This window comes from uncultured Shewanella sp. (genome assembly GCF_947501225.1).
Lineage (GTDB): Bacteria > Pseudomonadota > Gammaproteobacteria > Enterobacterales > Shewanellaceae > Shewanella.
Genome location: NZ_CANMUW010000009.1, coordinates 152,369 through 175,041 on the forward strand (window position 1 = coordinate 152,369; position 22,673 = coordinate 175,041).

Below are 22,673 nucleotides of genomic sequence, written 5' to 3' on the forward strand. Positions count from 1 at the left end.
TGGTAATAACTATCGCGCAAGGGGGTGAGCAGTTAAGATGTGGACCTGATTATTCGAGCGAGAATACTTGAAGACTCCTCCTTGATAGTACGGCATCTGTTTGAAAATTCACTGCTCCTGGTTGCCTCTCCCGAGTATCTTGCGCTTCATGGTGAATCAAAAGAACCGATAGAGTTAAAAAGACATAACTGTTTGGTTTATACCATGCTAAAAACGCTTAATAACTGGCACTTTACCCGAGATGATGAGCAGTTTTCCGTGCCAGTTTCCGGTAACTTTCAAAGTGACAACGGTGATGTGATACTTGAAGTTGCGCTTGCTGGACTAGGCTTTGCCCAGTTACCTATCTGGATGGTAGGCGAACATCTGAAGTCGGGTAGGTTACAGCAGGTTCTACCCGACTATAAGACGCAAACACTGCCTTTCAATGCAATTTACCCTCAAAATCGCTATGTTCCGCTCAAAGTGCGCTGCTTTGTCGATTTCATGAAGCTTAAACTTTCAGAAAACACCATGTATAAGTAGGCGCAGAAAGCGCTGTCTCCTGGAAGCAAGCCTGGGCTTATTATTCCAGGAAGAATCTTTTTACCTGTACCTTCGTTCATGCCCCTAGCACTGTATCTTAGGCAGGTCCTGCCAACATGTGGTGTATTGCGGACTCAGGTATTGTCTGCGCATACTCCACTTCGGCGTGATCCCCTGAGCCGCCATGAAGAGGGAATCAGAACCATATTTATGATTAAGCCTATCGTATACCCGCATCAAAGCCGGGTTTTTAGCGGGCTCAAACAGGTCCCTCTGCAGATGTTCCTCGCTGACGAGATCGATTAGCCCTACACCTACCTTGTAGTAGCGCACTCCCTTGCGAAACTGCTGTGCGGCTATGTTGCTGACCACCTCCGTTATTTCCCCGGTGTCATTGGTTGGATAGGCGAAACGGTGAGTGATCTTAAAGCCTGTCGGATGCTCATCGAAAGGGGAGTTCGACGCAAAAATATGTAGCACAGAGCACAGTGAGCCTTGCTCCCTTGCCTTGCTGGTGGCAATTCCTGCGTGCTTACTCAATGCCTGTTGCAGTGATATGGCGTCGACTATCCGCTCACCCATGCTACGTGTGGAAAAGATCTGCTGCTTATCGGCGCGGGCCTCGTCCCAGCCTTTGCAGACTTCGCCATTGAGCTCACGAACGGTGCGTTCGACCTCAATGCTAAACTGCTTTCTGGCGATCCCCGGCGCCATTTGAGATAGGGCATAGGCGGTCTTGACTCCCATCATATCGAGGCGTTTCGCCAGGCGACGTCCAATTCCCCACACATCGCCCGGTTTCATCTTTAGTAAGATCTCTTTGCGCTGGCCCGGGTTGTCGATCAAGCAGACACCGTGATAGCCCTCATGCTTCTTTGCGGCATGGTTAGCAATCTTGGCCAGGGTGAGTGTCTCTCCCATGCCAACGCATACAGGCAGGCGGGTCTCCTTCCAAACGGCTCGCCTCAAGGCTTCAGCATGCTTAATAAGGCAGGGGATCGCCGGGAAACTGTGTTTAAAGGAGAGGAAGGATTCATCGATAGAATAGATATGCTGTTCGGGGGCAAAGCGACCTATGATCTCCATCATACTGGCCGACAAGGAGCCATAAAGCTCATAGTTTGAGCTGAGTGCAATCACGCCTAATCGTTCACATTGTGACTTCACCTTAAAGAAGGGCTCGAACTTAGGGATCCCGGCATCGACGGCTTGACGATTCGCCGCTACGATGCAGCCGTCGTTATTGGACAGAACCACTATCGGGCGGCCGCGCCATTCGGGACGAAATACCTGTTCTGCGGAGCAGTAGAAGGAGTTGGCATCGACCAGGGCAAACATCTATCCCTCCCTTGTTAGCGGTGAAAGTGCTAAATATCCGGGGGCTGAGGGTGGCGGGGCACTGGCTAGCCTGCTACATGACCTGCTGGAACAGAGCACAGAGGATGAGTGGTTGGCATCAAATTTATTCATGGCTTAACCCTCGCTCCTTGCTGTACCTTTTATCAGTAGAGGGCTAGGGCGATGACAGCGTATCGAGCGTGCTACAACGCCCTCCACGCTGAATTGATCATATTCATGTATGGTTACCGGCAAGTGTTCATCGCTGGCAGATAGTAACAATCGCCTGTATGTATCAATAATTTTGCAGACAAAACAGCCGTTATAATTGGCCACGATAACATCTTGATTTTTAACGGACAGGTGTCTGTCTACGATAAGAATATCACCGTCGAATATACCGATATTCTGCATCGAGTTGCCGCTGGCCTGGCCGATAAATGTGGCACTGGGGTGTTCGACGAGCAGCTCATCCAGACTCAATGGAAGTTGCTTATAGTCCGCAGCCGGGCTTTCGAACCCGGTAATGCCGGCACTGGCTGAAAAGGGGATCACTTTCATAAGTTTACAATTCACCATGTACTGTATAAATATACAGTTATAAGTTTAGCAGTAATCCTCAAACAGGCAATCTTTTTTAGCCCTGGCTCGCGGGCATGCGCTTTTTAGCGCCAATTTAGTGTTTTTCAAATGATTGGGATTTGTTAGAATGGAGGGGACTAATAGGAGAGTTATCAATGTCAGTTTATGTTGTGGGCCATAAGATCCCAGATTCAGATTCCATCTGTGGTGCGATTGCACTTGCTTACCTGAAAAACCAAATTGGTGAAGCTGCAATTCCAGCACGTCTCGGTGAAATATCGCCGGAAACCGCATTCATCTTAGAAAAGTTTGGTTTTGAAGCACCGGAGTTTAAGACAAGCTATGCCGGCGAAGAGGTATATATCGTCGATCACTCCGAGTTAACACAAGCGCCGGACGATATTGGCGAAGCCACCATTGTCGGGATTGTCGATCATCATAAACTGGGCGATCTGACCACCTCTACACCACTTGAGTGCTGGATCCGTCCTGTTGGTTGCAGCAACACCATCATTAAGATGATGTATGATTTTCACGGCGTTGAAATTCCTGCGAACATTGCCGGAATCATGATGTGTGCCATCTTGAGTGATACTGTTATCTTCAAGTCACCGACATGCACCACTGCAGACATTAAGTGTGTCGAAGCCTTGGCTGAAATTGCAGGCATTGAAGATTTTAAAGCCGTAGGCATGGAGATGTTTAAGGTTAAGTCTGCCGTCGAAGGCACGCCGGTGCGTGATCTTGTTATGCGTGACTTTAAAGACTTCAACATGAATGGCCATAAAGTAGGTATCGGTCAACTTGAGGTTATCGACCTTTCAGTATTCGATGATATCAAAGCCGAGTTGGAGGCCGATCTCGCAGCTATGAAAGCCGAAGGTGAGCGTCACAGCATGCTACTACTGCTGACCGATATCATGAAAGAGGGCTCGGAGCTGTTGATTGTCAGCGATGATGCAAGCTTGACGGAAAGAGCTTACGGTAAGGCATCTGAAAATGGCCGTGTTTGGCTTGATGGCGTATTGAGCCGCAAGAAGCAGGTAGTGCCACAGTTGCAGGAAGCACTGGCTTAACGCATAGCGTTTTTCGACCGTTCCAAATAGCAGGCCGAAGCACTTTTCACCGGAAAATGCTTCGGCCTTTTTGTATCTTCCGCTTCACCAGGCGTATCAACCTCTATATCTGACAGGGATGTTATATTCTATCATTGTCAGGTTTACCTCATATTTTCATTATCCGTTACCTGAGCAGCAGGAAAGACAAACTAATAAAGCTTATAAAAAAATTATTTAAATCAACGGTAGACGACAATTTTTTTGCTTGGCATTATAGAGATAGCCTTCACTCATTGACACCTGTGCTATGTGCCGATGAGCGTTCATGGATTAGCGACAATGGAGATTACTGATGAATAGATGTCTATATCTTGTGGGTGTGGATGGCAGCGAGTGGAGTGACAGGGCTGCGGAGCGGGCCATACATTTAGCTAAGCAAACAGGCGCTCAGGTTAAATTGCTCTATGTGCTGAGCTGGCCGGCGGTTCAACCTATGATGCTGGAGGAGGTCGCTCCCCCAATCATTTTGAACAGGGATGAAGAGGAGAAGCAGGTCACCAAGAATGTACTCGATCCACTTCAGCGAAAATACGCCGGAACGGGCGTGTCGATCACCACGGATCTGGTATGGGGCGACCCTGCACAGATACTGCATGATTGTGCCAAGGAGGAGCGGGCTAATATGCTGTTCGTCGGACGCCGTGGCAGGTCTCGATTCGCCGATCTGATCCTTGGTAGTGTGGCCAATAAATTAGCGCACTATATCGGCATTCCACTGGTATTAGTGCCTTAACCTTAACCTGTTAGCTTATAACCGGTAAGAGCATCGATGACCGCTTCCTACAGGTCATCGATGTTGAAGCTTATAAGCCTACTCTCCAACTCCTCCTACTTAGTGACTCTTGGGTTTTCTTTTCTTAACTTTTCCAATCTCGCTTGGGCCATACCAAACACTGAATTCTCAGGGTATGAAGTAGATTTTCGGCTGCCTTTAGCAGTCATTCCACAAGGGAGCCCCATTAGCAGCTCTATGGCCTGAGTGACATGTTCTATCGCCCAGATATTAAACTTACCTTTTTTAACGGCTTCGACAATATCCTTCCTCAGCATCAGGTTTTGAACATTAGACTGGGGAATAATTACCCCCTGAGTCGCCTTGCGCCCCTTGATGACACACACATCGAAGAAGCCTTCAATCTTCTCATTCACGCCACCGATAGGTTGAGCCTCCCCAAACTGGTTCATGGAGCCTGTAATCGCTATATCCTGCCTGATAGGCTGTTGCGAGAAGGCTGATACCATGGCACACAGCTCAGCCAACGAGGCACTGTCGCCATCGACTCCACCATATGATTGTTCGAATGTGAGGTGGGTGGTAAGAGGGATCTTAGCCGTTTGGCCTAATATCGAGGCTAGATAGGCGGATAGGATCATCACTCCTTTGGAGTGCAGGCTGCCACCGAGATCTACTTTTCTTTCGATATCGAACACCTTACCTTCGCCATAGGCTGTGGTGGCGGTGATACGGTTAGGTGCGCCAAACTGGTGATCTGAGGTGGCTAATACTGATAGCGCATTGACCTGACCTATGGCACGAGAGTCTGTATTTATCAGGGTTGTGCCATTAACAAAGCTCTGCATCACCTTATCTTTGAGTCTGCAGACCCTGAGCTCATGATTGTGTAATGCCTGCTCGACATGGCTGGCTCGTATCATATTGGCTTTACCGGCTCTGGCGCAGTAGTCAGACTCGCGCAGCAGGTTGGCTATATCGGCGGAATGAAGCGACAACTTGTTCTGATCATCGGCCTGTCTGGAACTGAACTCTATTATGCGTTTAATTGCACTGCGGTCACAGTGGAGCATCTTATTGCCATGAATAATACTGGAGATAAATTGGGCGTATTGGACCTCTGATTTTTGGGTTCGTGGCATGACATCTTCAAAATCGGCGGTAACCCGGAATAGCTCGCTGAATTCGGGATCGTAGTGTTGTAAAAGCTGGTAGGTTTGATTATCACCGAATAATATAATCTTAATATCTAATGGTATAGCTTCAGGATCCAGTGAGATGGTACCAGAAAGAGAGACTTCCCTTTCGAGCGAACTCAGGCTTAGTTTTCTTGACCTGAGTGCACGTTTGAGCCCGTCCCAGACATAGGGCTGTTCGAGTACCTTGATCGCGTCGATCAATAAGACCCCACCATTGGCCTTATGCAGGCTGCCGGGTCTGATGAGTGAGAAGTCAGAAAAGATGGTGCCCTTGAATGTCGCATTTTCTATGTAACCGAAAATAGTGTGGTAGTTAGGGGTTTCCTCCACGATTATCGGCATCTTCTCGGTATCCTGGCTAACCAAGACGTTGATCTGATAGCGCCTGGGCATCTTCTTATCCAGTGAGGCATAGGAGAGGGCCAGTTGCTCTTCGTTTTCCTCGAGAAACAGGTCCAGATTATCGATAATATCTTTGTGCATCGCTGTCAGGTAGCTTTTTACAGCGGGTAAACTACTGTATTTTTCCTGTAACTTCTCGGTGAGGTGGGAAAGTACATCCTGAGCAACCTGCTCATCATGCTTGAGCTGTTTATCTGAATACTCCTCCTCCCATACGGTAAACTGTCTGACGATGACTCTGAGTTTGGACTCGAGAGAGGTGATGGCAGTCTCTAAGCGAGTCTGATCTTTCTTAGAGAGCTTAGCGAAAGTCTCCTCTGTATAGGGCTCTTCACCATTCATGGCAACCAGTTCGTAGCTGCCCTGGGGGGTGATAGTCAAACTGATACTGGACTCATTGGCTTCTTTGGTTAGCCCCTGTAGTGCAGATTCCTGCTTTTGCGCGAGCAACCCTTTAAGCTTTTCCGCTCGGGAGTAGTACATTTCGTTATCGAAGGCGAGCGGCAGGGCTTTAACTAACCGAACCATGAGCTTTTCAATATCTTTTTTCAGCTCCATACCGGTTCCGGCAGGCAGTTTGAGTACTTTAGGGGTACGCGCCTCATCGAAATTAATGACATAGCACCAGTCATATAAGGTATGTCCATGACCATCGGGTTCGTGACGGTTGAGATAACGCAATACCATGGTACGCTTACCCAGGCCATTTCGGCCGATGGCGTAGATATTGTAGCCTTTCTCCTTCATAGACATCGCAAATTCAACGGCCTGTTGAGCGCGTTCCTGACCTACAATTTCATTGAGCGGTGTTAAGTTCTTAGTGGATTTAAATTCAGGAGCAAGCTCCGAAAGTTCAGATGTTCGGTAAAGTTGGTCACTACTGAGAGGAGATACAAGAGGAGATGTTTTCATAGGGAGAGGACCTCATATATGACACTTGTTATTTTCAGTGTAGGCATGAAAATTTTAAATTTCAGTAGTTTATTGCGGCTTATAGCGAAATTATTAACAATTTAAGTCTGAGTGCCTACTTTATAAACAGAACCGGGTACTGAGTAAGGCCAATACTGTTTCTATATGTAAAATCCGCAATAAAAAGAGTGAGAATGTATTAAACCGATGAAATTAGCGGCGGTTTAAAAGATAACTTATCGGAGTGTAGTCGGTATTTGAAACTTTGAGTGATGAGATAGCCAAAGAGTCTATGAATGGACTGGTTTGATTAATTGTTTTTCTTGGGAGGAAGAGAAAGATCATAGCGATATACAGGTGAACGATATAGATCGTTTATGCGGATCAACCTGTCGGGTTTGCAATATGGGAGCGCAAAGTTATTACTGATAACGAAGTCAGGTTTCAAATTGTGTGTCTGATGTTCGATAAGCTGAGCTAATTTACACATGGCGTCGGGATAGAGGTAGCAAACCAGTACCGATGCCTCGTTCAGGTCGGCCCTCAAAAAGTCTTGTCGATACAGCTTGAGGTTTTTTAAACCCATTAGCCTTTTAACTAATCGACTCATCAGGTAGGGAAACAGAGACAGTTCATAACCTATGACCTGACGTTCGGGATGGCTTTTGGCGATACGAATGACCAATGTTCCCCAGCCTGAACCCAGATCATAAATCGCTCCCTTGCCCGTATCGTCGAGCAGCCTGGAAATAGCATGGTAAGCCTTGGCAGAACTCGGCATCGGAGAGATCCCAACACGAAAAGTGGTCCAAACGATGGTGATTAGCAGAAAAAGGGTGAGCAGCAATATACTGATTTCTAGCAGTGACATGATACCTCACTCAGGAAACGGCTTAACTAAGAAAACGCATGGGAGTATAAACAATAACGGAGAATGAGATCTTGGTAAATATGGATAAACGGCTGAATAAACCTGACGGGAACCGATGAATAAACTGCTATTGTTCCTTTAAAGTGATTAAGGGACCATTATTGGCTGAAAAACACTCTAAATACTGGCAGTTAAAGCCAGGACGCAATACACTTAAACTGCAAAATAAGATAATGCATTAGAGAATGTCATTCAATGAATATGGATAGTTCGTTAGACTCTGATCTCCTTCGCTATTTATCAGGCAACAGCCCCTTGTTGCAAGACCTGATAAATATGCTTCCTGTGCCAATTTTTTATAAGGATAGAGCCGGAAATTATCTGGGATGTAACAAGGCTTTCGAGGAGTTTATCAAGATCGAGCGTGCCCAACTGGTCGGGAATAATGTGTTTCAATTGTTCGATAAAAAACTTGCCGATATCTATCACAAGGCCGACAAAGCCCTGTTGGATAAGCCGGGTATACAGATCTATGAGAGTGTCGTTCGTTCCACGAAGGGAGATGTACGTTATGTTAAATTTCATAAAACCAGCTTTCTCGATAGCAAGGATGAAGTAGCTGGCCTGATTGGTATCATCTTCGATATTACGGCGCAGAAACAGCTTGAACGCAAGCTTATTGAACAAGCTACTTATGATTACCTAACCGGTTTGTACAATAGGCGAGAAGGGCTTAAGCGTATGGGAGAACTATATGAACTGGCCAAGCGCAATTACCAGCCCTGCGTCGTACTGATGCTGGATGTGGATCATTTCAAGCGGGTTAATGATCAGTATGGTCATCAGATTGGTGATAAGGCTCTTCAATTTATTGCCGATACCCTGCGCCAAACCAGCCGTAAATCGGATGTACTGGTTCGTTACGGCGGAGAGGAGTTCTTGTTATTCCTGCCCAATGTTACCGATGGTAACGCCATAATTTTTGCAGAACGCTATCGAACGACATTAGCCGAGAAGGCGATGAGGCTGAGTAAGAACCAGCAGCTTCATCTGACTGTGAGTGTCGGGATCTCTAACTACCGGCAGCAATCATTGACCGACCTTATACATGAAGCAGATATTGCGCTCTATGAAGCCAAGAATCGTGGCAGGAATAATGTCTGTAGTTATTGAAAGTGAGGCATTGAGATAACAGATAAACGACTCATTGCCACTCCGTTAGTGCCCGAAATCAAACACCATCACAGATTATGACTTTACAGGAGTGGATCTCTTTGTACTCCGGACTCATTTATGTGACTATTTTTGTCTTAATCAGTTTTACAGTGAGTGACCTATGATAGTGATCACCGGTGCCAGTAGCGGTTTAGGAGCGTCCCTGGCAAAGCTCTATAGCGACGAGGGAGCCGACCTTTTAATCACCGGCCGTAATGAACAACGCCTGCTCGAAGTTGCGGCCCCATTAAGTGATAATGTCCAGATTAAAACGGCTAACTTAAGCTTGGCCGAAGATGTTACCGCCTTGCTTGATGCATGTCCGCAAACTCCGGGAACCATAATACATTGTGCAGGTAGTGGCTATTTTGGTGCCCTCGAGGAGCAGGAGCCGAGTGCCATCAATTTATTGATAGAGAACAATGTTACCTCTGCTGTAATGCTTTTACGGGAAGCGGTGAAGCGCTATAAAAACCAGCCGGTAACCGTTGTGGTCGTTATGTCTACTGCGGCGTTGGTAGCTAAGGCCGGTGAGTCCACCTATTGCGCGACAAAGTGGGCAGTGCGGGGCCTGGTCGAGTCGGTTAGGCTGGAGCTAAAGGCTTACCCCATGAAGCTTGTTGCCGTCTACCCTGGCGGCATGGCAACCGGTTTTTGGCCAACGAGCGGGAAGTCACTGGATACCTCCGGTTTCATGAGCGCCGATGAGGCAGCAATGATGTTGAAACAGGCTCTGGTTGGCTGTGAACATGGTTATGTTTCAGATATTACAATCGCCCGGGGCTGATGGTACACATTACAGGCTTAGCAACAAAAAGGCTGGCATGAGTGCCAGCCTTCATCATAATTTACTTAATTTAGTTACATTGATGCGGATAAGCTATGTTATCTACATATTCGATTGAGCAAGAGGAGTCGCAAGGATCACATAGGTTACGCTCGACCCGTTCAACATCGTGACAGAAGTTACATCCTATACCTGCAGTACCTTTTTCGACATGGCTATGCATTTTATCCCAAGTGCGAGGTAGGTTTTTACTGCCATCATGACACTGAGCACAGACCTGTTCTTTAGGTCCTTTGAGTCTATAACCCAAGGCATCCAGTTTAGAATCAGTGGTTAAATCCAATGTTTCTTCATGACACTGACTACAAGCCGCAACGTCACTGGCTGGGTTTACACCATGGTTGATAACCTGATACGTATCGGTTTCAATCCATTTGTATGGTTCATTAACCGGATAGCCCATGTTAACCAGACCGGATTCGATGGCTTTAACCACGTCACCCGACCCTTTGATATATTCGAAGGTATCAAGTGCTATCATACGTTCATCGGCAACGGTCATAGGTTGAGTTGCTGTCTTATATTTGAACGGCGTCAACTTACCATCGTTGACATCACCCATAGGTCGAGAGGTCGGATAGCGGCCAGTGGCAGGATCCACGATACCAAGATCATGAAGCAGATAGTTGTCACTCTTACGGTTCCAGAACTTCATCTCCGGAGTCTGGTTAGCTAACTTGTCAGTATGGGGGTGACCTGAACCTGAAACACCGTCGGCTGGTGTGCCATCATGATGGAATCGCCAATCTCGGTGCATCTCTGTGGGGACATGTGAAGGATCGCCCAGATCTTTTGCATAGTTCGGAATATGGCAAGACTGACATGAAACTCTGGCGACATGGCGATCAGGCTCGCCCCGACGTCCTGAACTTGCGTGTCCTGAGCCGGAGTCCATACCTACGTGACAGGTTCCGCTGCTACAGGTCACCTCTGATCCTCTGACTATGTCATCGGTAGGGCGCAGGTCTGAACCTTTACCTATCACTCTGTGACTCTCAAACTTGTGACAGTCCTGACACTCCAGATTAGCACCGGCAACATTCATGTGCACATCAAAATGCATATCAGAGTTTGCCATTAATGCTGATGAGATGTCGCCTCGTTTTACGCCATCACCACCGCCTGCATAAGCGTGGCACTTAAGGCAGTTTGTTCTCTCAGGAGCGGCAATATTCTGCACATAGCCGTCGAGATCGATCTGTGCGGTGCCATCGGAGGGGCCCATGCTACCGTCAGGCTTTCTCACACGGTTTAATGCATAATCTTTGTTATGACACATTAAGCAGTCAATGTTGGCGCTGGTATCACCTTCGCCGGGCTTAACGCCACGACCCGCATGACACGAGCCACATACCGGCCAGTCACCTTCTATATTGATACAATAGCTGTTAACTGCATTTGTAAGCTTGCCCTGCAGGGTTCCGCCCTGATTTACCATGTCAGGGGTATCTCCCGTCCACTGATAGTGCGTCGAGCTAAACATCTCATCATATTGTGAACCTGCAACACCGCCGTCATGACAGTTAATACAAGCCGTCGGGTAGTCGGTCCAACTCAGGTCTGAGTGTGGGTTATCGGCATTACATCCGTTAACAGGTTCAACTTCACAGACACCACATGAGTTGACCTCCCAGACTAATGAGTTGTTGTCGTCACAATCTAAACTGGATTTGTACCCATCTCCATCATTATCGACAGGTTTTGCGGCGTTAACCGGTAGTGCGAGGGCTAAGGCCAGTAAGCCTATATACCCCGTCATTTTCGTTGTACTCATCACGATACTCCACATATATTATTTATATTTTTATAATTATGGATTTGAACCTAACGTTTAATTTATATTTATGCCATTTCATGCTAATAAGTGTACTTACCCGTTCATAAAGCAGGAGGCTTCTATAAAACTTTGCTGTTTACAACAGCCACTCTAAGCATCTTATATTTATTCAGGGTGAAATTAGTCGAAAGACACGATTCAACGTTTGTCTCTTCCAGAATTAAAACCGTATAAAACGGTCATGATTGTCGGCGTTTAACTTATATTGCAGAGTGTAAGCCGACGGTTTTACACTCACGCTTAATTCGTCGCTATTAAGAGATCGCCTTTATTAGTTAATATGGTTTTTCTTAAGTTGATTTTTTTGAAAAATACCTTTTAACATTCTTGTTACTTCATCTTGGTCAAACTTACATGAACAAATTTGAATATTTTATGAGCTGGATCGACTTTCTATAAAAACGTATCAGATTTTTTTACTACAGCATGTGCTTAATTAGATTGGTTTGCGAGCTTTGCAACGTGAACAAACCAGAAAATGTCTATATTGTTGGCTCCTATCAGTATATTGAATCTGGAATTGTTAACGGAGTCGAAAACCTATAAAACAGTTGCAACAAACAAGAGGTATGTGTAGCGCGTTGTTTTTAAGTGATAAATATGACCCATATTTAAATGTTGAGTATTGTTGTGAGTTAGTTCAACAATTTCAGATTAGTGCGATCTGGCTAAGGGTTTTAGCTGTGTAGATATACCGTCATATGCTATATCAGGAACAGTTTAAGCGTGGTTGTCATATGTTGATCTAATTAACTAACACAAGCTTTTTGTATGCTGCTTAATACTTTTTGTTTTTTAATGTTAACTGAATGTATAGGGGAAATAAAAAGCTGTGAAATGTAGACTGTAGCTTTCAATTTATCCTTTGCCCGGTGATAGTGTTGCAGTCAGCTCCCTTTATTGTCTCTGTTATGTATTGTTAGCATGCTCGGTTATATGAATGTTTGTTTTTTATAATTTTCGATGCAAAGTGCTGAAGGGGAGAGCCGTTTCTTAAGATCCTCGCAGAGATAGTGTAGGTTTTCTCTATTGATAAGCTGAATAATTACTCTATATTTCACGAGTGATTAAATATTCGTTCGATATGACAGGTTTAAATTTGCAAATTAAAAAAACAAGTGACTTTCTGAGTCCTATATTGAGGTATGCTAGCTAATGTAAATGCCTACCTAGTTATTAATCTTGAATAATAGTTCTTTCATTGAGTTTTAGCTTATTACTTACGTAATAGAAGCCGGAGACAGATGGGCAAAGAAGAGGGCGATAGATGGAATTTGTCATTCCTAGGTTTTTCAGTTACTCTGCTGAATCGGCTCCCAGCAATATTAAACTCCATGTGCAAGACTTGTTTCGATAGAAATCACTGTCCGCCCCGCAGGTAATTGTACCGCTGCCTCTGGCGGTTTCTAACAAGTACGTTTGACTTCTTATCTAAAGATAAGGAGCCAGGATATGCACACCATTTAGCAAGTTTTGAAAAGCGCTTTCATTAAGGCGGACGAGATCGCACTTAAATGAAAAGTCATAGCTTATTTCAGTCTTGGAGGAGTTACTTTATGACCTTCGAAACCATTTTAGTCTTTGCTGGCATTGTCTTTGTAATTGCGATGATTCCCGGCCCTAATGCCTTATTGGTGCTATTTACAGTACTGACAAGGAGCCGCCTGCACGCATTTTTCAATGTGTTGGGAGTGAGTGCCGGATTTTTAGTTCATGCAATTGTTTCAGCACAAGGCCTGAGCTTGATACTGGCTCAATCGGAGCATGCTTTCATGTTACTCAAGTGGCTGGGAGTGGGCTACCTCCTCTATCTGGGGGTATCACATCTACGGGCTGGTCGGTCACATCGGGTGAATATGATCACACCGGCTAATTATCAAGAATCAAATCAAAATAGCTCAACAGATGAAGCCGGGCTGTCAGCAAATATAAAACTAAACTCAATGAATCTGGAAGTTATTTCATAAGAGGTTTTTTGACCAACATGTTGAACCCGAAAATCGTACTTTTCTACGTGTCGATTTTTCCTCAATTTGTGTCACAAGAGCGAGTACTCGCCGATAGCATGGTGCTGGGGGGAACTCAGGCTATAGTGGTGTCACTCTGGTTCATATTGGTGATCCTGCTGGCAACACAGTTTAAGTCACTGCTGTTAAATACCGCCAATGTGAAATGGCTGAACTATCTCACTGCTGGCATGTTTTTTGGCTTCGGTGTTAAATTGGCGACGACTAAGCTTTGATCTTTTAATTGTCGATCGTATAAACTAAGCCGTATAGGAATATACGGCTTCAGAACCGGCATTCATCCGGTTTTATTTGTGAAGCCGGTCAACTCAAATGCGACTTCGCGTTAACGGACTAAACTAGTCAATACAAGATAAATACCATACGAGATTAAATGCAAACTTCAAAAATAGATCCAATGACTCTGGATTTCCTCCTCAAATTAAGAAGAGCACAATCGCTGAACACTTTAGAGACAATGACAGAAGCATTAGAGAGGGATAACCCTTTAGCCAGTGCTCAAGAGTCGATCGCACAGGCATGGGTATTGCGTGAGAAAGAGATAAAGTCTGGCGTGTTAACCATCTTAGCTTAATCGAGTGAAAACAGCTCTGAAGCAGATAGTAATGCCAAAACTCAAGCCAGTTGTGTTATACCAATCAGTATAAGAAAGAGATCTACTCAGCGTGTTTTTTGGCAACTAATTCAAGGCGAATGGACGATGAAATGGTTACTCCCTTGTGAGTCCACTCAACGCAGAAGTTGGCAGCCAAAAACACGCCTAACAGGCGAGTCTTAGCGCATCCGATGCTGTGTTAACGAGCTTGAACGTAGAGCAACTATGCTCTTCACTCGTTGCGAACAACATGGATGTTGTGAATGCCCTTTATGCAGGAGCAGTAAAGGGCCTTGCCTCTGAAGCGCTAAATTCTCGCTGAGCGATCTCATCTTTATACTGATTGGTATTACAACTGGCTTATTGCGGCCATAGATTACTTTAATTTCCAGACTTGCAGTTCCGGGTTGTCGTAGCCCTTTTCTATCTTCTCTTCCAGCTGGCCCAGCAGTTGGTTTAATTTTGAAATGGATGGCGAGTCGTTATAGTCAGCGATACATTTTTGCTTTATCTCTATTGTGCGAAATTGACCCTGTAGAAAGCTGTCTTTTTTCTCATAGCTTCCATCCTCTTTATATTGATATTCACTAACAAAATCAATTATATCCATTAGCTCATCAAGTAATAGTTCCATTTTCACCCCCTATAGCTTTTTTATATCGATCTATTAGGTACTAAAAGTCATCTCTGATCTATTTGAGTGTAGTTCACATAAGCCACGGGGGAGTAACTTGTAGCGATTATCAGTTAAACCAATGTGTTAAGCATCTCTACCTCATAGGCCTTTAACGGCTTTAAGTTACGAACCTTCTCGACATAATCCGGGTTGGCTATCAGTGGCCTGCCAATTGCGATTAAATTTGCATCCCCCTTGAGTATTGTCTCTCTGCCGGTTTCAGCGCTATAACCACCGCAAGCTATAACTGTGCCACTGTAGTGACTACGAATATACTGAGTAACGCTGCCCCCAAGGTGATCATAATAACCATCTTCGAACATACCCGTATGAACATACGAGAGCGCGTAGCGATTGAGACGGTTCAGGAGGTAATCAGATACAGAACTATCACGGTCATCGTGCTCAAGATGGATGTAAGCAGCGGGTGAGAGTCGTAACCCGACATGGCTTATCTGACTGCTGACAGCATCAATCACCTCAAATATAATGCGCGACATATTTTCAGGCGTGCCCCCCCAGCTATCTGAGCGGCGATTGGTATCATGATGTAGAAACTGGTCCAGCAGATAACCGTTAGCGGCATGGATCTCTACACCGTCAAAACCGGCTTCCCGGGCATTGGCTGCAGCTTGGGAAAAATCGTTGATCAATTGCTGGATCTCCGAATTTGTCATCTCCCTGGGCTCTCCATATTGAAGGTTGTTGGAGCGAGGAATACGCCCGGTCAAGGCAACGGCAGACGGGGCATAGGGCTTCTCTCCATTAAGGTAATCGGGATGACTGACTCGGCCTGTATGCCAGAGCTGGGCGAAAATCTTTCCGCCGTTTTCATGAACTTTATCTGTAACTATCTTCCAGCCATCGATCTGTGACGACGTAAAAATTCCAGGAGTGTTGGGGTAGCCCATAGCGCTAGGCGATATCATCAGGGATTCAGTGATGATAAGACCCGTATCGGCACGTCGTCCGTAGTAATCGGCCATATCTACAGTTGGAACCGAGCTATTATCGGCCATGCTGCGATTCATTGGTGCCATGATGATACGGTTTTTCAGCGTCAGTTCGTCACTGAGATTGAACGGTTTAAAAAGTATGTCTTGGTGCATAAGCTACCTCTTACTGCTTAATTGGTATTAACGTTGATTCGCCGGAGTCCAGCGCATGGACATTGAGATGCCATCTAGCTCGGTTCCGACAAGATGATTGGTATAATTGCTCATTACTTTGAATGCGATCATAGCGATTATCTCCAGCGCATTTTGCTGGCTATAACCTGCTTTAAAGAAAGCATCGACCAAAGTTCGGGACACCACACCACGCTGTTTAACCATGTTGAGGGTGAAGCTTCGTAGTGTTGCTAACTTATGGTTATCTAAGGGGGTATCATCACGAATGGCATGAATTATCCCCATATCTATGCCATTGCTTTGAGCATATTGGCTATGCCCCGCCATGCAATATCGACACTCATGGAAGCGGTTAACGGTCATCATTACCACCTGGCGCTCTGTTGGGCTTAACTCTGTATGACTCACCTGCTCAGACATATAAACATAACTGTTAAGCAGAGCAGGGGCCGCAGCCATGTATCCCAAAAGGTTTGGAAGCTTGCCAAATGAGCTTTGAGCAGCCTCTAGTTTTGCTATGGAGGCCTCTGGTGCGTTATAGAAGTTGTATTTGGTAAATTGGTTCATTGTTTCTCCCTGTAAGTCGTTCAACGAGAGCGTCCTTGCTACTCAAATAGATTGATTTAGTAAAACTTATTTGTTTGGTGCGAATAATCTGCGATCTGTATCTTTCTCATAAGCTTTGCCGTTCGGGTAGCTGACCAGCTCCAGTTGCATTCCCCAAGGCGCAAGAAAGTAGACCCAGCTTTCACCGGCACTGGGCCCTGAGGTCATGACTGATGGCTCACCCAGAACCCGGATACCTTGATTCTTTAAATAGGTGACGGCGGCATCCATATTCTCGACATAGAAGCCAATGTGGTGACCGGCAACATCGCTGTTGGTTGCTGGCTGTTTGTTCTGGCCCGGTGCCGTGTACTCAAATAGTTCAAGGTTGCTTCCGTTCCCGCAACGCAGGAGCTGAATTGCCGGAATTGTTGCCCGCGGATGAACATTGAGGTGAGTCGCCATCCAATCGCCTTTTTCGTCGGCGAATGGTCCAAGCTGATAGAAGGGGTCACAACCCATTATCTCCACAAAGAACTCCACCGCTTCTGTCATCCTGGGGACGGTAAAACCGATATGTTCGGGCCCTTTCATGCCCGGAATCGATGCCATTGCAGAGCCTATACCGGACAGGCTCAATAACAGGTATGCTGTAATAAATTTGGGTTTAATGAATTTCATATTTTATCCTCTCTTTAACTGAGTAAAATCACTAAATGTCTGGTAATAAATGTTTTCTTATGAAGACTAAAGCCAATCACAACCATCAGGCCTGTTCATAGGTCCCGCGGATCGGGTAGTTATTCTCCGGGTTGCGGATGAAGGCCAGTCCGGAGAGTAGGATCCCCAGCTCAGGACGGGCAAAAGGTCCGTTGGAGATATCCAGCACTTGTACCTGGCCCTTGTCATTGATCACATAAAGGCCTGGCTCGGCAAACGGGTGATCGGTTTCCTGAGCCGACCGCGGATGGGAGATATAGAGCCCTAACTGCTTCATCTGCTCTATGTTCAGGCCATAGGCTACCGGGTAGCTGACTTTAAGCGCTGCCATATGGGCTGCGGCCTGCGCCTCGCTGTCGGCTGAAACGGCGGCGATATCGATACCGAGCTTTACAAATTCTTGTTTGAGCTTTTCAAGTTCATTGAGGTAGCGGGTACAGAGCGGACAGTGCCTGCCGCGATAGACCACCACCATCTTCCAGTCAAAACCAGTTTGTGGCGCACCGAGAGAGATGTGGCCACCGCCGACGGTCGGCAACTCTATGTTCGGGAATGTATCACCTGCGGTAAATTTATTTGAGCTCACTGTGTTTTCCTTCTCATATTCTGTATACGAATTGTGTCTGGTTATGCACAAATCAGGCTGTAGTGAAGCGGTGGCAGTGGATATACTGCCACCGCTCGAAATTTTTTTGCACGCTAGACAATTACAATGGGTTAAGCTTAGATGCTGATATAGTTATAGCTGTCATCATCTTTATTGCGCTTGCCGCGCAGCTTGTCGCTGTAGTTTTCAGCCCAGATCGCAGTTGCATCTTGATTTTGGTTCCAGTCAAACACGGTTGACCTGTGCTTGATTTTCCATTCACCGCCTCTACGCTCGAAGCGGAAATGATGACGTCCTCCTAAGATGCCTTCTCTATCGACCCCATCCTCCTCATGAACGTGGTAGGCCCAGACGTAGCATTCGGCAGTGGCTTTGTCGCCGTCTATCTCGATCAGCGGGTTGCTGATGCGGTGTTGAGTGACTTTCAGGGCTTTAAATCCCTCCATCGCCGGTTCTACGAAAGCGTGAGCGTTGTCGTTATAGAAGAAGAGATCCGGGAAAATAGGGTCCTGATGCTCTTCGATTGCGTCTTCCCAATAGGTAGACTTCATCAATTCGCCGTCGACACGGTCCAGAGCACGGGCAAACTTGTACATCACCTCTGTCATCTCCTGCTTATCGAGCAGTTGCTGCATCTTTTCTTGCATATCCATCTTCTGTTCCTTCTGTTTAAGGCTTCGGCTAATGGCTCGAAGCACCTGATTGATGTTGAAATAATAGGCTTTAACCTTATGGAATAGAACTATGCTAGAATGAATAGCATCTATTCAAATATCGAATTCATTGAGGGAAGGTATGGATCAGTTAGGAGCGATGCGCGTTTTTATTCGGGTAGTACAAACGGGCAGCTTTTCAGCGGCGGCCCGGGAACAGAACACCAGCCAGGCGACGATCAGCAAAAAGGTTGCCGCATTGGAAGCTAAACTCGGTATAAAGCTGCTCACCCGCAGTAGTCGCGAACTGTCACTGACCGAGGCTGGCAATGAATACTTCGACAGAAGCATGGCGATTATCGCCGAACTGGATGAGGCAGAGGCGATCGTCCGCTCTCAGGTCGCATCACCGAAAGGCACTATTCGTTTGACGGCGCCGGTTGTATTTGGCCGTTTACTGCTGGCACCTATATTGCCGGAGTTCTTATCCCGTTATCCGGAGATCAAGGTAGATCTCGCGCTAAGTGATAAACATGTCGACCTCATTAGCGAAGGTGTAGATGTTGCCATCCGTGCAAGACAACTCGAAGATTCATCACTCGTAGCCCGACACCTTTTTGATAACCCTATGTTTCTGGTCGCCAGCTCTCAATATCTTGAAATGCAGGGCGAGCCGACAGAGCCTGAGGCGCTTAGGCGTCATAATTGTCTGGTATATTCGCTGTTAAAATCGGTCAACATTTGGCATTTCAGATATAATGAAAAAGATATCTCGGTGCCTGTTAACGGAAATTTTCAATGCGACAATGGCGATGCGATTCTGGAAATGGTCCTGAAAGGGGGAGGGCTGGCTCAGCTCCCTATGTGGATGGTGGAGGAGCATCTGAGTGCAGGCAGGTTAAAGTTGGTTATGCCGGAATATGTAGTGCAGCCGTTGCCATTTAATGCGATATTTCCTCAAAGCCGCTATGTGCCTTTAAAAGTCCGGGCTTTCATCGATTTTATCAAACTCAAGCTACAACAAAATCCGCTTGTAAAATAGGCATCAAAGTTGTGGTTCTACGATGACAAAATTGGGCGTGCCCGCGATCGGTGCATACCAATCTCCACCATCGACATAGAAGGTTACACCATTGACTGTCACGGTCGTGGTGTTAGCAGGCAGCACCTCGACTATAGAGCCGGTTAATGTCCCGTCCCCTTTCTTTGTGAGGGCTTGCTCTGTTGTTTGTGCGCTTACCGGTGGTTGTTGAATATAGATATATTGATCGCCTTCCCGCCTGTAGTATGCATTATCGACAATTGCATAACTAAAACCCGAGATCACCACAAAACTGGCTGTAACAGGCAGATGCTTGTGATGATATGAGCGAACCTTTGGCGCATTGTGAACCGGGCGATGATGCGGTTTAACGACTACTTTTTTTACCTGTACCGTTGCCTTATGCGTGGCCGGTTTGACTTTTGCCGTGTGGTTGGGGTGAGCCATGGCTGAGCCGGCTGCTGTTAATGTGATCAGTAAAATAATATTGCGTATCTTTGTTGAAGTAGACATATAAACTCCGCTCTGGTTGATAGGGAGATCGTATCAACTACAAGTTCAAGCAGCGTCGGGAGAGTGTAAAGCCATGTAAAAGTGTGTTGATGACACATAAGTTAAAGTAGCGCTATGCTAAACAGCAAAAGGTGGTTACTTAGCTTTTAATGGTGGATAGGCGAGGGGACCGACTCAGGCATCCTCTTCATGCATATAGCTCTCGATGAGTGTCATCAGCTCGGTATCTAAGGCATCTATTCTGGCAAGGCGGTAGTTACCATTGGCCATAGGTTCGAGCAGTAGACTCTCTCCTTTATTTAACTTAAGTTGGTCAAGCAGTTCCTGTGGCAGTTCGACGCCTAATCCGCTGCCTACGGTTCGAATCTTAAGTTCTGTCATTGAGTTTGTTTCCTATTTAAACCTAATAAAGAGAAGTGCATACACTGTAGAAAAGACTATAAATTTAATTATAGTTTAAGCTCACCGAGGAGAGCAGCAATGACACGATTTTCCGGAGTACTAACAGATAGGGCGAGATGATTTTTCCTTAACCTCTTACTCTATTCCATGATGATGAGCATAATTTATCAAAGGAACAGGCACCTATGAGTAAAACAGCGACTCGCTTCATATTGATCAGGGGGCTATTCAGAGAGCAGAGACATTGGGGAGGGTTTCCGGCTCTGCTTTCTGAGACATTTCCCGATGCCGAAGTCATCTGTGTCGATGTTCCGGGAGCGGGTAGGCGATATATGGAGCGCTCTCCACTCTCTATGGAGGCTATGGTCCATAGAATCAGAGAAGGTATTGAACTCATTCAGCCTGTGAACATCATAGGCATCTCTATGGGCGGAATGATAGGTTTGCGGTGGGCTGAGATGTACCCCGCGGAGATCAATAGCATCGTCTGTATCAACACCAGCGCTAAGAAATATTCCCATTTTTATGAAAGGTTAAGGCCTCAAAGCTATTTTAGAATCATCCAGGCTATCTGCTCTGGTGTAGAGCTGCGAGAGCGGGTTATCTATAGCCTGGTTTCAAACCGAAGGGCATGCACTAAGGTGATAGAAGAATGGGTGAGTTATGCTCAGGAGTATCCGATCAGCACAATAAACTTTGTCAGACAGTTACTGGCCGCAGTGAGGTTTGACATTACCAGGCCGCCCAGTTGCCGGCTGCTGTTTATATCATCCACGAATGATAACCTGGTTAGCCATGATGCAACCAGGGCAATAGCGCAGAGCTGGCATACGCCACTGGTTGTGAATACGTTAGCGGGTCATGATGTACCGCTGGATGCTCCTCAGTGGTTATGTGACGAGGTGAGACACTTTTTAACTCAAGGTTGAATAGGCAGAACTTTTTTTAGATTGTTTGGTTACTAGAGTAATAACCGGCTAAATACAGACTATAATGAAAATTGAAAAGCGTTTCTTAGAGCGTGATAGGGTTGAGAAGTTTAGGACGTCATGACTTTAAGAGCAGCAACCGTGTTAGTTTCTGGGCTTACAGCGCGGTCAACGAGGGAAATAGCAAAACCCTGAAATGGCTAGCCCCCGACGCGCTTTTCACTCACTTTTCTTAAGGCCTGCTTTATAGCAGGCCTTTTTTTGTGGCTTTAAGCCTGGGGTAGCCTGGATTATCGGTGAAAACACTGTATTACTTGTTTTCAATTATGATCCTACAGTTAGCCATATGAGCGATGACTTCGGTATTATTACCTGACAACTTATAGCTGAGTATGTCTCCCTCTATCTGATAGCTGTCGACAAGTTGTGCCTGACCCTTACCGGTACAGTTGACTCTGATATTTGTGCTATCTGTAGTCTGTTCGACAATAACGGGGAAATTTCTATCCAGGGCAATATGTGAACCCACAATGGCTAAAACGATCATGGAACCCATAAGAATGGTATTGAAGGTGTTTCTCAGTCGTTGATTCATTCTATCTTCAATATTGGTTTGTACCATTTTTTGCTCCTATAGGGATAATATGGCTTTTATCGATATATCAGTATGTTAGACAAAAAAGCTTAAGCATGTATTAACCTGGTAGAAGACATACCATTTAAGCTTTACTGGAAATACAGGTACGCAGGGTAAGGGCAAATTCACTGTGATACTTTCGTTGGCACCAACAACTAATCCGGCTAAGTCGGATTCAAAAAGTGATAACATCAAACTACTGGAACTAAGCGACTTATTAACGCATACAGCTCTGGTACAACTATGCACAATAGAAGTAGCGAGTATATCTTTAAGCCTCGGTGGAAAGATGACTTCATCAGTACGTTTTCATCGCTTGCCAACACTGCCATGGCGAACTGAGAGCCGTCACCGAAAAAGAGCCACTAAAAACCTAATCTCATCCAACAATTCATGCATGACCATTTATTGATTTCCGTTTACCAAAATTACATTGGCATAGAATGAAGCATGCGGAAGAGCGGAGCCTGAGCGCATGACAAATGCTGAACGGTTGCTAATTATCCAACACAGGCGTTCTCATTCACTCTCACACATAACTGCGCACAATAGGATAGTCGTTATGTTGAACTGCTTTTTTAGGTAAAGTCGCAGACCTAAAAACAGCCTTTAGGCTG

24 protein-coding genes are annotated in these 22,673 nt (G+C 45.8%); 10 read left to right on the forward strand and 14 right to left on the reverse strand.

The window, feature by feature from the left end:
- Positions 1–39: 39 nt before the first annotated feature.
- Positions 40–525 (forward strand): substrate binding domain-containing protein, encoded by a 486-nt coding sequence (locus Q1B47_RS14255; RefSeq protein ID WP_299794917.1) that lies wholly within the window; start codon positions 40–42, stop codon positions 523–525.
- Between the two features lie 84 nt (positions 526–609).
- On the opposite strand, the gene Q1B47_RS14260 is transcribed toward Q1B47_RS14255, so the two are convergent.
- Together Q1B47_RS14260 and Q1B47_RS14265 are read right to left on the reverse strand one after the other, a co-directional pair.
- On the reverse strand, positions 610–1,863 hold the full coding sequence (locus Q1B47_RS14260) for a Y-family DNA polymerase (protein WP_299794920.1): 1,254 nt from the start codon (positions 1,861–1,863) through the stop codon (positions 610–612).
- 135 nt (positions 1,864–1,998) lie between these two features.
- Entirely contained in the window at positions 1,999–2,424 is a 426-nt protein-coding gene (locus tag Q1B47_RS14265) for a S24 family peptidase (protein WP_299794923.1), read from the reverse strand.
- A 176-nt stretch (positions 2,425–2,600) separates the two neighbouring features.
- Here Q1B47_RS14265 and Q1B47_RS14270 point away from each other — a divergent pair, with 176 nt between their 5' ends.
- Together Q1B47_RS14270 and Q1B47_RS14275 are read left to right on the forward strand one after the other, a co-directional pair.
- Positions 2,601–3,521, forward strand: coding sequence for a manganese-dependent inorganic pyrophosphatase (locus Q1B47_RS14270; RefSeq protein ID WP_299794925.1), 921 nt, complete (start codon positions 2,601–2,603; stop codon positions 3,519–3,521).
- A 334-nt stretch (positions 3,522–3,855) separates the two neighbouring features.
- A complete protein-coding gene (locus Q1B47_RS14275; RefSeq protein ID WP_299794927.1) occupies positions 3,856–4,296 on the forward strand; it encodes a universal stress protein in 441 nt (146 codons plus the stop codon).
- 95 nt (positions 4,297–4,391) lie between these two features.
- On the opposite strand, the gene Q1B47_RS14280 is transcribed toward Q1B47_RS14275, so the two are convergent.
- Both Q1B47_RS14280 and Q1B47_RS14285 read right to left on the reverse strand, forming a co-directional pair.
- Positions 4,392–6,809 (reverse strand): AAA family ATPase, encoded by a 2,418-nt coding sequence (locus tag Q1B47_RS14280; protein ID WP_299794929.1) that lies wholly within the window; start codon positions 6,807–6,809, stop codon positions 4,392–4,394.
- Between the two features lie 310 nt (positions 6,810–7,119).
- The gene (locus Q1B47_RS14285; protein ID WP_299794931.1) at positions 7,120–7,680 is read right to left on the reverse strand and encodes a class I SAM-dependent methyltransferase; all 561 of its coding nucleotides are present in this window, start codon (positions 7,678–7,680) and stop codon (positions 7,120–7,122) included.
- Between the two features lie 255 nt (positions 7,681–7,935).
- On the opposite strand from Q1B47_RS14285, the gene Q1B47_RS14290 reads away from it, so the two are divergent.
- Entirely contained in the window at positions 7,936–8,853 is a 918-nt protein-coding gene (locus Q1B47_RS14290) for a GGDEF domain-containing protein (protein WP_299794933.1), read from the forward strand.
- 163 nt (positions 8,854–9,016) lie between these two features.
- Positions 9,017–9,682, forward strand: coding sequence for an SDR family NAD(P)-dependent oxidoreductase (locus tag Q1B47_RS14295; protein ID WP_299794935.1), 666 nt, complete (start codon positions 9,017–9,019; stop codon positions 9,680–9,682).
- A 70-nt stretch (positions 9,683–9,752) separates the two neighbouring features.
- Here Q1B47_RS14295 and Q1B47_RS14300 read toward each other — a convergent pair whose 3' ends face one another.
- A complete protein-coding gene (locus Q1B47_RS14300; RefSeq protein ID WP_299794937.1) occupies positions 9,753–11,516 on the reverse strand; it encodes a hypothetical protein in 1,764 nt (587 codons plus the stop codon).
- A 1,619-nt stretch (positions 11,517–13,135) separates the two neighbouring features.
- Between Q1B47_RS14300 and Q1B47_RS14305 the strand changes: the two genes are divergently transcribed.
- The 3 genes from Q1B47_RS14305 to Q1B47_RS14315 all read left to right on the forward strand — a co-directional run bounded on the left by Q1B47_RS14305 (position 13,136) and on the right by Q1B47_RS14315 (position 14,180).
- Positions 13,136–13,546 carry a LysE family translocator gene (locus tag Q1B47_RS14305; RefSeq protein WP_299794939.1) on the forward strand — a complete coding sequence of 137 codons (411 nt, stop codon included), beginning with the start codon at positions 13,136–13,138 and terminating at the stop codon, positions 13,544–13,546.
- Between the two features lie 17 nt (positions 13,547–13,563).
- Entirely contained in the window at positions 13,564–13,821 is a 258-nt protein-coding gene (locus Q1B47_RS14310) for a LysE family transporter (RefSeq protein WP_299794972.1), read from the forward strand.
- Positions 13,822–13,979: 158 nt separating this feature from the next.
- Positions 13,980–14,180, forward strand: coding sequence for a hypothetical protein (locus Q1B47_RS14315; protein WP_299794941.1), 201 nt, complete (start codon positions 13,980–13,982; stop codon positions 14,178–14,180).
- A 397-nt stretch (positions 14,181–14,577) separates the two neighbouring features.
- Here the strand turns inward: Q1B47_RS14315 and Q1B47_RS14320 are convergent, their stop codons facing one another.
- The 6 genes from Q1B47_RS14320 to Q1B47_RS14345 all read right to left on the reverse strand — a co-directional run bounded on the left by Q1B47_RS14320 (position 14,578) and on the right by Q1B47_RS14345 (position 18,533).
- Positions 14,578–14,835, reverse strand: a complete 258-nt coding sequence (locus tag Q1B47_RS14320; protein WP_299794943.1) for a hypothetical protein — start codon at positions 14,833–14,835, stop codon at positions 14,578–14,580.
- Between the two features lie 113 nt (positions 14,836–14,948).
- On the reverse strand, positions 14,949–15,986 hold the full coding sequence (locus tag Q1B47_RS14325; RefSeq protein WP_299794945.1) for an alkene reductase: 1,038 nt from the start codon (positions 15,984–15,986) through the stop codon (positions 14,949–14,951).
- A gap of 27 nt (positions 15,987–16,013) precedes the next feature.
- Positions 16,014–16,574 (reverse strand): carboxymuconolactone decarboxylase family protein, encoded by a 561-nt coding sequence (locus Q1B47_RS14330; protein ID WP_299794947.1) that lies wholly within the window; start codon positions 16,572–16,574, stop codon positions 16,014–16,016.
- Between the two features lie 66 nt (positions 16,575–16,640).
- The gene (locus tag Q1B47_RS14335; protein WP_299794948.1) at positions 16,641–17,234 is read right to left on the reverse strand and encodes a VOC family protein; all 594 of its coding nucleotides are present in this window, start codon (positions 17,232–17,234) and stop codon (positions 16,641–16,643) included.
- 85 nt (positions 17,235–17,319) lie between these two features.
- On the reverse strand, positions 17,320–17,859 hold the full coding sequence (locus Q1B47_RS14340; protein WP_299794950.1) for a peroxiredoxin-like family protein: 540 nt from the start codon (positions 17,857–17,859) through the stop codon (positions 17,320–17,322).
- Between the two features lie 137 nt (positions 17,860–17,996).
- A complete protein-coding gene (locus Q1B47_RS14345; RefSeq protein ID WP_299794952.1) occupies positions 17,997–18,533 on the reverse strand; it encodes a nuclear transport factor 2 family protein in 537 nt (178 codons plus the stop codon).
- A gap of 142 nt (positions 18,534–18,675) precedes the next feature.
- Between Q1B47_RS14345 and Q1B47_RS14350 the strand changes: the two genes are divergently transcribed.
- The gene (locus Q1B47_RS14350; RefSeq protein WP_299794954.1) at positions 18,676–19,575 is read left to right on the forward strand and encodes a LysR family transcriptional regulator; all 900 of its coding nucleotides are present in this window, start codon (positions 18,676–18,678) and stop codon (positions 19,573–19,575) included.
- Between the two features lie 3 nt (positions 19,576–19,578).
- Here Q1B47_RS14350 and Q1B47_RS14355 read toward each other — a convergent pair whose 3' ends face one another.
- Positions 19,579–20,088 carry a hypothetical protein gene (locus Q1B47_RS14355; RefSeq protein WP_299794956.1) on the reverse strand — a complete coding sequence of 170 codons (510 nt, stop codon included), beginning with the start codon at positions 20,086–20,088 and terminating at the stop codon, positions 19,579–19,581.
- A gap of 174 nt (positions 20,089–20,262) precedes the next feature.
- Positions 20,263–20,469, reverse strand: a complete 207-nt coding sequence (locus Q1B47_RS14360; RefSeq protein WP_299794958.1) for a hypothetical protein — start codon at positions 20,467–20,469, stop codon at positions 20,263–20,265.
- Positions 20,470–20,675: 206 nt separating this feature from the next.
- Between Q1B47_RS14360 and Q1B47_RS14365 the strand changes: the two genes are divergently transcribed.
- The gene (locus Q1B47_RS14365; protein WP_299794960.1) at positions 20,676–21,419 is read left to right on the forward strand and encodes an alpha/beta fold hydrolase; all 744 of its coding nucleotides are present in this window, start codon (positions 20,676–20,678) and stop codon (positions 21,417–21,419) included.
- A 310-nt stretch (positions 21,420–21,729) separates the two neighbouring features.
- Here the strand turns inward: Q1B47_RS14365 and Q1B47_RS14370 are convergent, their stop codons facing one another.
- Positions 21,730–22,041 (reverse strand): hypothetical protein, encoded by a 312-nt coding sequence (locus Q1B47_RS14370; RefSeq protein WP_299794962.1) that lies wholly within the window; start codon positions 22,039–22,041, stop codon positions 21,730–21,732.
- Between the last annotated feature and the right edge of the window lie 632 nt (positions 22,042–22,673).